The organism is Pseudomonas sp. MN1F, from assembly GCF_009391885.1.
Taxonomy (GTDB): Bacteria; Pseudomonadota; Gammaproteobacteria; order Pseudomonadales; family Pseudomonadaceae; genus Aquipseudomonas.
Window position 1 is genome coordinate 12887 of record NZ_VZII01000031.1, and the last position, 12249, is coordinate 25135.

Sequence of the window (12249 nt, forward strand, 5' to 3'; positions counted from 1 at the left end):
TTGGATGTTTGCACATCTATACTCGAAAAAAGCCCCAAGGCGCCACCTCGCGTTTGCCCGGCGCTGGCGATCTCGTCCTGACAATAATTCCAAGGAGAACGCAGATGAACGCACCACAATCCCCTGACAAGACCAAGGTCGAGCAGGTCAAGCTGCTGATCGACGGCCAGTGGGTCGAGTCGAAAACCAGCGAATGGCGCGATATCGTCAACCCGGCCACCCAAGAGGTGCTGGCGCGGGTACCGTTCGCCACTGTCGAAGAAGTGGATGCCGCCGTGGCTGCGGGCCAGCGCGCCTTCAAGACCTGGCGTGACACCCCGATCGGCGCACGCATGCGCATCATGCTCAAGCTGCAGGCGCTGATCCGCGAACACACCAAGCGCATCGCCCAGGTGCTCAGTGCCGAACAGGGCAAGACCCTCGCCGACGCCGAAGGCGACATTTTCCGCGGCCTGGAAGTGGTCGAGCACGCGGCCTCCATCGGCACCCTGCAGATGGGCGAGTTCGCCGAGAACGTCGCCAGTGGCGTGGACACCTACACCCTGCGCCAGCCGATCGGCGTCTGCGCCGGCATCACTCCGTTCAACTTCCCGGGGATGATCCCGCTGTGGATGTTCCCGATGGCCATCGTCTGCGGCAACACCTTCGTCCTCAAGCCTTCCGAGCAGGACCCGCTGTCGACCATGCTGCTGGTCGAGCTGGCGCTGGAAGCTGGTGTACCGGCGGGCGTGCTCAACGTGGTGCACGGCGGCAAGCAAGTGGTGGATGCGATCTGCACCCACCAGGACATCAAGGCGATTTCCTTCGTCGGCTCGACCGAAGTCGGTACCCATGTGTACAACCTGGCCAGCCAGCACGGCAAGCGTGTGCAGTCGATGATGGGCGCGAAGAACCACGCCGTGGTGCTGCCAGACGCCAACCGCACGCAAACCGTCAATGCCTTGGTCGGTGCTGCCTTCGGCGCGGCAGGCCAGCGCTGCATGGCCACCTCGGTGGCGGTGCTGGTAGGCAAGGCGCGTGAGTGGCTGCCGGACATCAAGGACGCGGCCAGCAAACTCAAGGTCAACGCCGGTTGCGAGCCGGGCACCGATGTCGGCCCGGTGGTTTCCAAGCGCGCCAAGGAGCGTGTGCTGGGCCTGATCGAAAGCGGTATCAAGGAAGGCGCCAAGCTTGAACTCGATGGCCGTGGCGTGACGGTGCCAGGCTACGAGCAAGGCAACTTCGTCGGCCCGACCCTGTTCTCCGGGGTGAAGACCGACATGCAGGTGTACACCCAGGAAATCTTCGGCCCGGTGCTGGTGACCCTGGAAGTCGACACCCTCGACGAAGCCATCGCCCTGGTCAACGCCAACCCGTTCGGCAACGGCACTGGCCTGTTCACCCAGAGCGGCGCGGCGGCGCGCAAGTTCCAGAGCGAGATCGACATCGGCCAGGTCGGTATCAACATCCCGATTCCGGTACCGGTACCGTACTTCAGCTTCACCGGCTCGCGCGGCTCCAAGCTCGGCGACCTGGGCCCATACGGCAAGCAAGTGGTGCAGTTCTACACTCAGACCAAGACCGTCACCGCCCGCTGGTTCGATGACGACAGCGTCAATGACGGTGTGAACACCACCATCAGCCTGCGCTAAGGAGCACGCCATGCGTATCGCATTCATCGGCCTGGGCAACATGGGCGCGCCCATGGCCCGCAACCTGATCAAGGCCGGGCACCAGCTGAACCTGTTTGACCTGAACAAGACCGTGCTGGCCGAGCTCGCCGAACTCGGCGGCCAGGTCAGCGCCTCGCCGAAGGACGCGGCGGCCAGCAGCGAGCTGGTGATCACCATGCTGCCGGCGGCGGCCCATGTGCGCGCTGTGTACCTCAACGAAGACGACGGTGTGCTGGCCGGTATTCGCCCAGGCACGCCGACCCTGGATTGCAGCACCATCGACCCACAGACCGCGCGTGAGGTGTCCAAGGCGGCCGCCGCCAAAGGTGTGGACATGGGCGATGCGCCGGTGTCCGGAGGTACCGGCGGCGCCGCGGCGGGCACACTGACCTTCATGGTCGGCGCCAGCAATGAGCTGTTCGCCACCTTCAAGCCGGTGCTGGAGCAGATGGGCCGCAACATCGTGCACTGCGGTGAAGTGGGTACCGGGCAGATCGCCAAGATCTGCAACAACCTGCTGCTGGGCATCTCGATGATTGGCGTGTCCGAGGCCATGGCCCTGGGCAATGCGCTGGGCATCGACACCAAGGTGCTGGCGGGGATCATCAACAGCTCGACCGGGCGTTGCTGGAGTTCCGATACCTACAACCCGTGGCCGGGCATCATCGAGACTGCGCCCGCATCGCGGGGGTATACCGGTGGGTTTGGCGCCGAGCTGATGCTCAAGGACCTGGGGCTGGCCACCGAGGCAGCGCGCCAGGCGCACCAGCCGGTGATTTTGGGCGCCGTGGCCCAGCAGTTGTATCAGGCCATGAGCCTGCGCGGTGAAGGCGGCAAGGACTTCTCGGCGATCGTCGAGGGCTACCGCAAGAAGGATTGACGAGCGAGGCTTCATCGCGGGCCGGGCGGCCTTCCCTCTGTAACTGCGCACCAGAGGGAAGGGCACCCGCCCCGCGATGTTTTTTGAGTATTATTTAGGTAAGGGGGGTAAGTAATGCATGAAAACTCCCAAACCAAAAAATGCGATAGTCAATATCAAAAGCGAGGAGCCCAAGAAGATTAGAAGGGTCTTGATTTTTGAAGGGAGATTATTTATTTCCTTGACGTCAATGAGGTTTTTTCGTGCATAGAATTTAGGAATGAGCAGGATGAATGATATATTCGTTAGTCGAAAGAATCTTCCCATCAAGCCAGCATGTAGCCAGAGTTTTTTTTCGCCGGTTATTGCGTTGCAATTTAATAAAAATCCTTCAATGTAATCAATTTTGCGATGGGCGATATATATTGTTAATGCTAGGTTCAAGAAAAGTAAAGTTGTGACTGTCATGCTGTAGACTAAAAAAATCCAGTGCATGATCGTCATTTTGCTACTGCCTCGTATAGAAGTTCTCCAGCCCAGGCGCCTGCTTCATTCCCAAATTTTCCGCCTGCCATTCCCCCCACTGTACCGCCGAATATCCCACAAGCGAGTGCTCCGGTTCCACCTGTCGCTACGCCAAACACCACGCTGCAAGCAGCACCAAGAAGAAGCTTGCCACTGGCTGCCCCAGCAGTAGTACCCAACAAGCCCACGGTTAAAGAGCTAATCTCGACATAATGCGCCTTTTTGCATTCCTCCTCGCGTCCGAGCGTACAGGCTTTATGTATCTCCAGTCCGGTAGCAGCGACATCTAACGCAATCCCGACATACGTTCCTTTCTTTATCAAGTTAGCAGCTGTCGCCACGCCTGATACTTTGTTGGCATATCCTGCAATCTCGCCTGTATGTAAATAACTCTTTGTGGATATCCCTAGCGTCCTTTTGATCGAGCTTTTGTTCCTTAGGCCGGAACCGTAAGCAGCCAGCTTATTCAACTGCTGATCCAACTTCATGAACAAGGCCGAACGCTTTGCATAGAACTGATCGCGAGCCGCCATCGTTCCTGACCCGAGATGCCGTTGATGCAACTTCTCGATTTCCATCAAGGTGGCTTCGATAGCTTTCAGGTGCTTGCTCCACCCTTCACTGACTACTCCGGCGCCCACAGAAGCATGCGCAATGAGGCTCTTCAATGTCTCGAAATTGTCCAGGAAAAAGTTATCCACACCCTGGCCGTTGCGCATCAACCCCAGGTGCGCAATTGTCGCCTGCCTCATCATCCAGGCTTCCTGACTGGTGCAGGAGGCCGTGGTAGGGTCGCCGATGATGATAAGTTCACCGCTACGGACCACCGTATTGGCAATGTGTGAATTCAGGACATCAAACTTTTCCAGGGAATGACCGGTCAGCGCCAGGTCGGATTTCAGCCTGTGATAGTTTTGCAGCTTGAGGTTGAGGTACGCGCGAGCTTCAGACATGGCAGCACCCTCACGCGTATTTTCTGTTGCCGATTCGGTCCCAGCCCCCGGCGATATTGCCGCCGCCACTGCCATCGTGGCGGCGTTGCTGGGTGTAAGTGGTCTTGATACGCCCGTAATTGATCTGCACCACTTCCAATGGCACTCCAGTGTCCACGGCCTGCGAATACTCGGCGATGATCACTTCTTCGAGGATGATTTCGAAGTACCTGAGCTTGTCACCACCAGCACGGCAGAGGGCAAGCTTCACCTCTTTCAGATGCTGGCCCGTGCAACTGGCTTCCATCAGTTTGCAACTGGCACTGTCGAGGTATTTGGTGAAAGTGAAGTTGGTAACGGAAGTCCTGCCCGATGTTGCGCCACCTGCAGAACTGGCAGTGGCAGAGGTACTTTGGCTGACGCCAAAGTCGTAGCCCAGCACTTCAATCCATTTGCTGTATTTTTCGTCCAGTGCTTCGCCTGGAATACTGTCGATCTGAATGTAGGCGTCGAAGGCCATGATTACTCTCCTTGACATTGTTTTGGATGGGCAATGCTGCCCGGCGATTCGGGCGACCTGTGCAGGCTAGGTCTGGGAGAGAGCGAGGGCAATACGCTATGGGGCGGTGTGGCGCAATTCAGAAAAGGACTACAAGCAGGGGGATTCAAGCTGAGGGTAAATGTCAGAAGATGTTGCTGAAGTTCAATGGGTTTATGGCTGTTTTGCTATTTCTGCTCCCGATGTTCAACAGAGTGATGGCCCTGTAGGAAGTTTCGCGCTTTCCACAGGGCCTACATCGAGTTGGCAAAAAAAATCAGGCGAAGACGAAGTACTTGCGCACAGTCTCGACCACTTCCCAGGTGCCTTTCATCCCTGGCTCGATCACGAACACATCACCCGCTTTCAGGTGCTTCGGCTCTTCGCCTTCCGGGGTGATGATGCAGTAGCCATCGAGGAAGTGGCAGAACTCCCACTTCTCGTAGTTGACCTCGAACTTGCCCGGGGTGCAGATCCAGGTGCCCATGATCTTGCTGCCGTCGGCCGACAGGTAGGCGTTGAGGTTGACGGTGTGCGGATCGCCGCCGATGCGCTTCCACTTGGTGGCGTCCACGACCGGCGTCGGGCAGGTTTCGCGCAGGACGGTGATGAAATCGGACATGGCACAACTCCTGGTGACTGGCTGAATGACCCGTCACCATAGGGCCATTGGCCGAGCCGCAGTTGCCTGGGCTCGACGTCCAGCTGCCTGCCCGCGCTATGCCAGGGCATTGACCTCGACGGTGATGTGGGCCAGCTCCTCGTGCACGCTCAACGCCTGGCGCACGCTGTCGGCGCTCAGTGCGGCCTGGGTGGCCAGGCTGAGGATGCAGGCGTACTGGTCCTTGCCCACGCGCCACACGTGCAGGTCGGTGATGGTGGCGGGCACCGGCAGTTCGGCGACCACTTCGCGAATTTCCTCGACCACCGGCGCATCCATCTCGGCATCCAGCAAAACGCGGCCGGTATCGCGCAGCAGGCCGCGAGCCCAGAGCGCCACCAGCACCGCACCGACCAGGCCCATCACCGGGTCGAGCCAGCTGGCGCCCCAGAACTTGCCGGCCAGCAGGGCGACGATCGCCAGCACCGACGTGGCGGCGTCGGCGATCACGTGCAGGTAGGCCGAGCGCAGGTTCAGGTCGTGGTGATGATGGCCGTGGTGGTGGTGATGGTCATGGCCATGGCCATGGCCATGGCCATGGTCATGGTGGTGATGATCGTGGTCGTCGCGCAGCAGCCAGGCGCAGATCAGGTTCACGGCCAGGCCGATCACCGCGATGAAGATCGCCTCGTCATAGTGGATCGGCCCTGGCGTCAGCAGGCGCTCGGCCGACTGGAAGGCCATCAGCCCGGCCACACCGAGCAGCAGCAGGGCGCTGGAGTAGCCGCCGAGGATCTCGATCTTCCAGGTGCCAAAAGCGAAGCGTTGGTCCTTGGCATAACGACGCGCGGCAGCGTAGGCCAGCAGCGACAACCCCAGGGCCAGGGCGTGCGAGCTCATGTGCCAGCCGTCGGCGAGCAGGGCCATGGAGTTGAAGAACCAGCCCCCGGCGATTTCCGCCACCATCATGATCGCCGTCAGCCACACGGCCAGGCGTGTCTTGCGCTCGGCGCCGAGGTTGCTGGTGTGGAACTGGTGGCTGTGCTGCCAGCGGCCTGAGGTTTGTGTCGCCATGGTTTATCATGCTCCCGGAAAGTCGAGAAATATACTATACCCCAGTATACCTATCATCTTGTGAGTGAGAAATGGCACATACGATCAAGAGCAAGAAGCAGCTGCTGACCCGCGTGCGCAAGATCAAAGGCCAGGCCGCTGCCCTGGAGACCGCACTGGAGCAGGACAAGGACTGCCTGGCGATCCTCCAGCAGATCGCTGCCGTGCGCGGCGCGGTGAACGGGCTGATGACCGAAGTCATGGAAGGGCACATCCGCGAACACCTGGTGGCGGAAGGGCTGAGCGCCGAGGAACGGCAGGAAGAGGCGGACAAGGTGGCGGCGTTGTTGCGGTCTTATCTGAAGTGATACCCCCTGGGGGTATATGGCAGGAGGTCCATTTTCCCACGAGACGATCAGTTGAGAGCTACAACACAGTCCTAACCAGCTCATATGGCCAATCCCGATTACGTTGGCGGGGTTCGGGCTGTTGTGGACTGCAAGGACTTCGCCTGCCTTAGCGGCGGTTCGACGCCTCGATAAACGTTTGGGCCTGGATCAATCGTTCAACCAGCCCCGCCGAATAGCCTGGCAACCCGGCAAAATCCCGCGCGCACAACAGCAACCGTCGGTTGGCCCAATCCTCTCGCAGCGCCACCCAGTGCATCGGCAACACCCCCTTCCAGCGCTGCACCGATGCCAGCGGCACCACGCCGATACCGGCACCACCGGCGACCATGCGAATCACCCCGTCAAACCCTTCGGCCCGCACCCGTACTTGCATGCGGTGGCCTTCGCGCAGGGCCTGTTCCTCCAGGTACAGCGCCAGGGCGCTGTTCGCCCCCAGCCCGACATGGCCGTGGGCAAGGCAATCGACGAAGCTCGGGGCGGGCGCTGCGGCGAGGGGATGATCCAGCGGAGTCACCAGCACCAGCGGATCATCGCGAAACGGCAAGGTCTGCAGATGGGTGCTGGGCGCTGCGGTGGAAATGATGCCCAGATCCGCCATGCCCTGAGTGATCGCCTGCACGATGCGCAGGCTGGGCAGCTCCTGCACCTCGACGCTGATCCCAGGGTTGTCGGCGAGGTAGCTGGCCAGCAGTTCCGGTAGGTATTCGGTCAGCGCCGCCGTGTTGCACAGCAGCCGCACCTGCCCTTGCTGGCCCTTGGCATAGTGAGCCAGGTCGAACTGCAGACGCTCGACTTGCTGGCCGATCAGTCGCGCATGCTGCAGCAGCGCCTGCCCGGCGGGTGTCGGCTGCACGCCACGGCGATTGCGCTCGAGCAAAGGTGTGCCAAGCGAGGCCTCCATCGCGCGGATACGTGCACTGGCCGCTGGCAGCGACAGATGGCTGCGGCGGGCGCCAGCGGTGATGTTGCCGCATTCGGCAGTGTGCTGGAAAAGCCGAAGGTCGATCAGGTCGAAATGCATCTGCCTCTGTCCTGGCAAGAGTCTGGCTGAGTATATGGCAGATTTTCACACCATCCGCTGCGCGCCATCATGGCGGCCATGGATACCTTGATCGCTTTCTACCAGAACATCGGCCCGGCACTGACGCTGCTGGTGGTCATCACCTTCCTGCTGGCCGGTGCTGTCAAAGGTGTGATCGGCCTCGGCCTGCCGACCATCGCCATGGGCTTGCTGGGGCTGGCTATGCCACCGGCGCAGGCTGCGGCGCTTCTGATCGTTCCGTCGACGCTGACCAACCTTTGGCAACTCGCAGCCGGAGGGCATCTGCCGGCGCTGCTGCGCAGGCTTGGGCCGATGCTGGCGATGATCTTCGTCGGTACCTTGCTGGGCAGTGCCTGGCTGGGTATCAACAGCGGGCCCTGGGCGGTGCATGCGTTGGGGGCGGCGCTGGTGATCTACGCGCTGTACGGGCTGGCAGGCCCGGCGTTGCGGCTGGCGCCGAAGCGGGAAGGCTGGCTGGGGCCGGTCTGTGGGCTGGTGACCGGTGTGGTCACTGCGGCCACTGGCGTTTTCGTAATGCCTGCGGTGCCTTACCTGCAGAGCCTGGGCCTGAGCCGCGACGAGATGATCCAGGCGCTGGGCCTGTCGTTCACGGTCTCGACCCTGGCGTTGGCCTTCGGCCTGGCGGGGCAGGATGCCCTGGGTGGGCAAGCGCTGGGTGCTTCGTTGCTGATGCTGGCGCCGGCGTTGCTGGGCATGCTCGCGGGGCAGTGGCTGCGCCAGCGCATCAGCGCAGCGCTGTTCAAGCGCTGCTTCTTCATAGGCCTGGCCGCACTGGGCGGCCACCTGCTGATCAACGGTTAGCGGACGAGGCGCTGGGCATGACGATCGGCTGGATGTCGAAATCGCGCTCCAGGTAGTCCATGCGCTTTTCGAAGAACTCGACCATGTGCGGCAGTGCCGAGTGCTCGTCCAGCGCGGCCTTGTTTGCCCACACCTCATAGAAGACGAACAGGCTCGGGTCCTGCTGGTCGCGCAGCATGTGGTATTCGATGCAGCCCGGCTCCTGGCGGCTTGGCTCGACATAGGCGCGGAACAGGGTTTCGAACGCTTCGGCCATTTCCGGACGGGTCTTGGCCTTGAGGATGAATGCGTGCTGCTGGCTCATTGATCGTACTCACTGAAGAAGGGTGAATCGATTTTACGGCAATAATTAAGTCTGTATTCGTGACTTCAGGTCAATTGTATTTTGCCCTGTACCCGCTGTATCCCACGCCCGCGAGCCATTACTGTGCCGGTCATCCATTTATGACGCGAGGCCCAGCATGAAAAAGATCCTTCTGCTCAATGGCGGCAAACAGTTCGCTCACTCCGACGGCCGCCTCAACCAGACCCTGCACGACGCCGCCCTGGCGCATCTGGACCGTGCCGGTTTCGATGTGCAGCAAACCTTCATCGACGGTGGCTACGACGCCCAGGCCGAGGTCGAGAAATTCCTCTGGGCCGATGTGATCATCTACCAGATGCCAGGCTGGTGGATGGGCGCGCCGTGGACCGTGAAGAAGTACATCGACGATGTCTTCACCGCCGGCCACGGCAGCCTCTATGCCAACGACGGCCGCACCCGCTCCGATCACTCGCAGAAGTACGGCAGCGGTGGCCTGGTGCACGGCAAGCAGTACATGCTGTCATTGACCTGGAACGCGCCACAGCAAGCGTTCGATGACCCGAGCGACTTCTTCGAGGGCAAGGGTGTGGATGCGGTGTATTTCCCGTTCCACAAGGCCAACCAGTTCCTCGGCATGACCGGCCTGCCAACCTTCCTTGCGGTGGATGTGATGAAACGCCCGGATGTGCCGGCAGCCCTGGCGGCCTATGAAGCTCATCTGGACAAGGTGTTCGGCAAGGCTATCTAATCCCTGCACGGACCCAGCACAGGCGCTCAAGTGAAAACCCGATCCGAAGAACTCCTGGTATTTGTCGCCGTCATCGACTGCGGCTCGATTTCTGCCGCTGCCGAGCAGATGGGCCAGACCCCATCCGCTGTCAGCCGCACGCTGTCACGCCTGGAAGCCAAGCTCGGCACCACCTTGGTCAACCGCACCACCCGGCGCATGGACCTCACCGAAGAAGGCCGCTTCTTCCTTGAGCGTTCGCGCCGGGTGCTGGAGCAGATGGACGAGATGGAGGAGCGCCTGTCGATGAACCGCCAGACCCCGTCCGGGCGCCTGCGCATCAACGCCGCGGCGCCGTTCATGCTGCACGCCATCCTGCCGTGGATCGGCGAGTTCCGCCGCCAGTACCCCGGCATCGAACTGGAGCTCAACACCGACGACCTGATCATCGACCTGCTGGAACAGAGCACCGACGTGGCCATCCGCATCGGCGATCTCGCCGACTCCAGCCTGCATGCCCGCTCCCTCGGCTGCAGCCCGGTACAGGTGCTGGCGAGCCCGGAGTACCTGGCACAGCACGGTACACCGGAAAAGGTCGAAGACCTGAACAATCACTGCCTGCTCGGCTTCAGCCAACCGGAGTCGCTCAACCAGTGGCCGTTGCGCCACGCCCAGGGCGACCGCTGGGGCATCCGCCCGGCATTGATCGCGTCCAGTGGCGAGACCCTGCGCCAGCTGGCGCTGGCCGGGGAGGGCATCGTCGCCCTGTCGCACTTCATGACCCACGAAGACATCCGCGCCGGCCGCCTCAAGGTGCTGCTGAGCGAGGCCAGCAACGGCTACCGCCAGCCGATTCACGCGGTGTACTACCGCAACACGCAGCTGGCCTTGCGCATTCAGTGCTTCCTCGACTTCATCCAGCGCAAGCTGGCCATGTACGCCTGCTGAGTTGCCTGAACGCGACAGATTCTGTCCCCAGGCGGCGAAACTTCCTACGTTTGATTGCACAGTCAGAGCGCTTCGGCCTTACTGACTGCTCAACAAAAACAACACCAAGGAAGTGTCATGCGTATTGTCCCGTTCCACTACCTGGCTCTGGCAGCCGCGATCCTGAGCTGTTCCTCGACTTATGCTGCCACGTTGGACGGCGGCGCGGTGGCCGCGCCCGATCAATATGGTGCACAGGTAGCCGCCGATATTCTCAAGAAGGGCGGCAACGCGGTGGATGCTGCGGTAGCGACAGCCTTCACCCTGGCGGTGACCTACCCCGAGGCGGGTAACATCGGCGGCGGTGGCTTCATGACCCTGTTCGTCGACGGCAAGCCGTACTTCCTCGACTATCGCGAAGTGGCGCCCAAGGCCGCCACGCGCAACATGTACCTGGACGACAAGGGCGAGGTGATCGAGAACCTGAGCTTGGTCGGCGTACGCGCCGCAGGCGTGCCCGGTACGGTGATGGGCCTGTGGGAAGCCCACCAGAAATTCGGCAAGCTGCCCTGGAGCGAGCTGCTGACCCCGGCCATCGGCTATGCGAAAAACGGCTTCAAGGTCGCCGAAAAACAGTACCAGTACCGTAACGATGCCCAGGGCATGTTCAAGACCGCGACCAACTTCAACGACTATTTTGGCAACATGAAGGTCGGTGAACTGTTCAAACAGCCGGAAATGGCCCAGACCCTTGAACGCATCGCCGACAAAGGCGTGAGCGAGTTCTACCAGGGCAAGACCGCCGACCTGCTGGTGGCGCAGATGCAGGCCGACAAGGGCCTGATCACCAAGGAAGACCTGAAGGATTACAAGGCCGTGTGGCGTGAGCCGATGGCCCTGAGCTGGCGCGGCAATGTGGTCTACACCGCGCCGCCACCAAGCTCCGGCGGCGTCGCCTTGGCCCAGCTGCTGGGCCTCAAGGAAGACCGGGCGGCGGACTTCAAGGGGGTGGCGCACAACTCGGCGCAGTACATCCATCTGCTGTCGGAGATCGAGAAACGCGTGTTCGCCGACCGCGCCGACTACCTGGGCGACCCGGCGTTCACCAAGGTGCCGGTCGACCAGTTGGTGGCCAAGGACTACCTGGCCAAGCGCGCCGCCCAGGTCAACCCGAAGGCCATCTCCGAAACCGACAAGGTCAAGCCAGGCCTGGAGCCGCACCAGACCACGCACTTCTCGATCGTCGACAAGCAGGGCAACGCGGTCAGCAACACCTACACCCTCAACCTCGATTATGGCAGCGGCGTGGTGGTCAAGGGTGCGGGCTTCCTGCTCAACGACGAGATGGACGACTTCAGCGCCAAGCCTGGCGCCGCAAATGCCTTTGGCGTGGTCGGCGGTGACGCCAACGCCATCGAACCGGGCAAGCGCATGCTGTCGTCGATGAGCCCGAGCCTGATGACTCGCGATGGCAAGGTCGAGCTGGTGATCGGGACGCCAGGTGGTTCGCGGATCTTTACCTCGATCTTCCAGGTGATGAACAACCTGTACGACTACGGCATGCCGCTGGAGAAGGCCGTGGCGGCGCAGCGTGTGCACCACCAGTTGCTGCCCAAGGACACCATCTACTTTGACAGCTATGCGCCGTTGACTGGCCCGGTGGCCGATGAGCTGAAGAAGATGGGCTATGTACTGGAGGATCAGGGCTGGGAGATGGGGGATATCCAGGCGATCCGGGTGAACGGGGCACAGCTTGAGACTGCGTCCGATCCGCGCGGGCGCGGGGTGGGGATGATCGTCAAGTAACGCTGCATAGGCAGTGCTGACGCATTCGCGGGTTTACCCGCGAATGCGATC

At 61.3% G+C, this 12249-nt stretch carries 13 protein-coding genes; 7 read left to right on the forward strand and 6 right to left on the reverse strand.

Annotated elements, in window-relative coordinates:
* Window positions 1-104 precede the first annotated feature (104 nt).
* Window positions 105-1631, forward strand: a complete 1527-nt coding sequence (locus tag F6X59_RS15665; RefSeq protein WP_152956998.1) for a CoA-acylating methylmalonate-semialdehyde dehydrogenase — start codon at window positions 105-107, stop codon at window positions 1629-1631.
* Window positions 1632-1641: 10 nt separating this feature from the next.
* On the forward strand, window positions 1642-2532 hold the full coding sequence (gene mmsB, locus F6X59_RS15670; protein WP_152956999.1) for a 3-hydroxyisobutyrate dehydrogenase: 891 nt from the start codon (window positions 1642-1644) through the stop codon (window positions 2530-2532).
* Between the two features lie 479 nt (window positions 2533-3011).
* Here mmsB and F6X59_RS15675 read toward each other — a convergent pair whose 3' ends face one another.
* The 4 genes from F6X59_RS15675 to dmeF form a co-directional block, all read right to left on the reverse strand.
* A complete protein-coding gene (locus tag F6X59_RS15675; RefSeq protein ID WP_152957000.1) occupies window positions 3012-3989 on the reverse strand; it encodes a hypothetical protein in 978 nt (325 codons plus the stop codon).
* 10 nt (window positions 3990-3999) lie between these two features.
* Entirely contained in the window at window positions 4000-4488 is a 489-nt protein-coding gene (locus tag F6X59_RS15680; protein ID WP_152957001.1) for a type VI secretion system tube protein Hcp, read from the reverse strand.
* Window positions 4489-4783: 295 nt separating this feature from the next.
* Window positions 4784-5128, reverse strand: coding sequence for a cupin domain-containing protein (locus F6X59_RS15685; RefSeq protein ID WP_003258412.1), 345 nt, complete (start codon window positions 5126-5128; stop codon window positions 4784-4786).
* Between the two features lie 96 nt (window positions 5129-5224).
* Window positions 5225-6181: a CDF family Co(II)/Ni(II) efflux transporter DmeF gene (gene dmeF / locus F6X59_RS15690; RefSeq protein ID WP_152957002.1), complete on the reverse strand. Its 957-nt coding sequence runs from the start codon at window positions 6179-6181 to the stop codon at window positions 5225-5227.
* A 71-nt stretch (window positions 6182-6252) separates the two neighbouring features.
* On the opposite strand from dmeF, the gene F6X59_RS15695 reads away from it, so the two are divergent.
* Entirely contained in the window at window positions 6253-6528 is a 276-nt protein-coding gene (locus F6X59_RS15695) for a metal/formaldehyde-sensitive transcriptional repressor (RefSeq protein WP_110639471.1), read from the forward strand.
* Window positions 6529-6676: 148 nt separating this feature from the next.
* Here the strand turns inward: F6X59_RS15695 and F6X59_RS15700 are convergent, their stop codons facing one another.
* A complete protein-coding gene (locus tag F6X59_RS15700; RefSeq protein WP_152957003.1) occupies window positions 6677-7591 on the reverse strand; it encodes a LysR substrate-binding domain-containing protein in 915 nt (304 codons plus the stop codon).
* A gap of 78 nt (window positions 7592-7669) precedes the next feature.
* On the opposite strand from F6X59_RS15700, the gene F6X59_RS15705 reads away from it, so the two are divergent.
* Window positions 7670-8434, forward strand: a complete 765-nt coding sequence (locus F6X59_RS15705; protein ID WP_152957004.1) for a sulfite exporter TauE/SafE family protein — start codon at window positions 7670-7672, stop codon at window positions 8432-8434.
* On the opposite strand, the gene F6X59_RS15710 is transcribed toward F6X59_RS15705, so the two are convergent.
* Window positions 8424-8738, reverse strand: coding sequence for a putative quinol monooxygenase (locus F6X59_RS15710; protein ID WP_152957005.1), 315 nt, complete (start codon window positions 8736-8738; stop codon window positions 8424-8426). The genes F6X59_RS15705 and F6X59_RS15710 overlap by 11 nt on opposite strands.
* Before the next feature lie 157 nt (window positions 8739-8895).
* Here F6X59_RS15710 and F6X59_RS15715 point away from each other — a divergent pair, with 157 nt between their 5' ends.
* The 3 genes from F6X59_RS15715 to ggt all read left to right on the forward strand — a co-directional run bounded on the left by F6X59_RS15715 (window position 8896) and on the right by ggt (window position 12198).
* Window positions 8896-9486: an NAD(P)H-dependent oxidoreductase gene (locus F6X59_RS15715; RefSeq protein WP_060508731.1), complete on the forward strand. Its 591-nt coding sequence runs from the start codon at window positions 8896-8898 to the stop codon at window positions 9484-9486.
* A gap of 30 nt (window positions 9487-9516) precedes the next feature.
* Complete coding sequence (locus F6X59_RS15720; protein ID WP_372240405.1) at window positions 9517-10413, forward strand: LysR family transcriptional regulator; 897 nt, start codon at window positions 9517-9519, stop codon at window positions 10411-10413.
* A 117-nt stretch (window positions 10414-10530) separates the two neighbouring features.
* Complete coding sequence (ggt, locus tag F6X59_RS15725; protein ID WP_152957007.1) at window positions 10531-12198, forward strand: gamma-glutamyltransferase; 1668 nt, start codon at window positions 10531-10533, stop codon at window positions 12196-12198.
* Window positions 12199-12249 lie beyond the last annotated feature (51 nt).

What these genes read in the sequence shown, in the direction of transcription:
- F6X59_RS15665 (WP_152956998.1), top strand. Translation starts at nt 105, where the DNA reads ATGAACGCACCACAATCCCCTGACAAGACCAAGGTCGAGCAGGTCAAG.
- mmsB (WP_152956999.1), top strand. Translation starts at nt 1,642, where the DNA reads ATGCGTATCGCATTCATCGGCCTGGGCAACATGGGCGCGCCCATGGCC.
- F6X59_RS15675 (WP_152957000.1), bottom strand. Translation starts at nt 3,989, where the DNA reads ATGTCTGAAGCTCGCGCGTACCTCAACCTCAAGCTGCAAAACTATCAC.
- F6X59_RS15680 (WP_152957001.1), bottom strand. Translation starts at nt 4,488, where the DNA reads ATGGCCTTCGACGCCTACATTCAGATCGACAGTATTCCAGGCGAAGCA.
- F6X59_RS15685 (WP_003258412.1), bottom strand. Translation starts at nt 5,128, where the DNA reads ATGTCCGATTTCATCACCGTCCTGCGCGAAACCTGCCCGACGCCGGTC.
- dmeF (WP_152957002.1), bottom strand. Translation starts at nt 6,181, where the DNA reads ATGGCGACACAAACCTCAGGCCGCTGGCAGCACAGCCACCAGTTCCAC.
- F6X59_RS15695 (WP_110639471.1), top strand. Translation starts at nt 6,253, where the DNA reads ATGGCACATACGATCAAGAGCAAGAAGCAGCTGCTGACCCGCGTGCGC.
- F6X59_RS15700 (WP_152957003.1), bottom strand. Translation starts at nt 7,591, where the DNA reads ATGCATTTCGACCTGATCGACCTTCGGCTTTTCCAGCACACTGCCGAA.
- F6X59_RS15705 (WP_152957004.1), top strand. Translation starts at nt 7,670, where the DNA reads ATGGATACCTTGATCGCTTTCTACCAGAACATCGGCCCGGCACTGACG.
- F6X59_RS15710 (WP_152957005.1), bottom strand. Translation starts at nt 8,738, where the DNA reads ATGAGCCAGCAGCACGCATTCATCCTCAAGGCCAAGACCCGTCCGGAA.
- F6X59_RS15715 (WP_060508731.1), top strand. Translation starts at nt 8,896, where the DNA reads ATGAAAAAGATCCTTCTGCTCAATGGCGGCAAACAGTTCGCTCACTCC.
- ggt (WP_152957007.1), top strand. Translation starts at nt 10,531, where the DNA reads ATGCGTATTGTCCCGTTCCACTACCTGGCTCTGGCAGCCGCGATCCTG.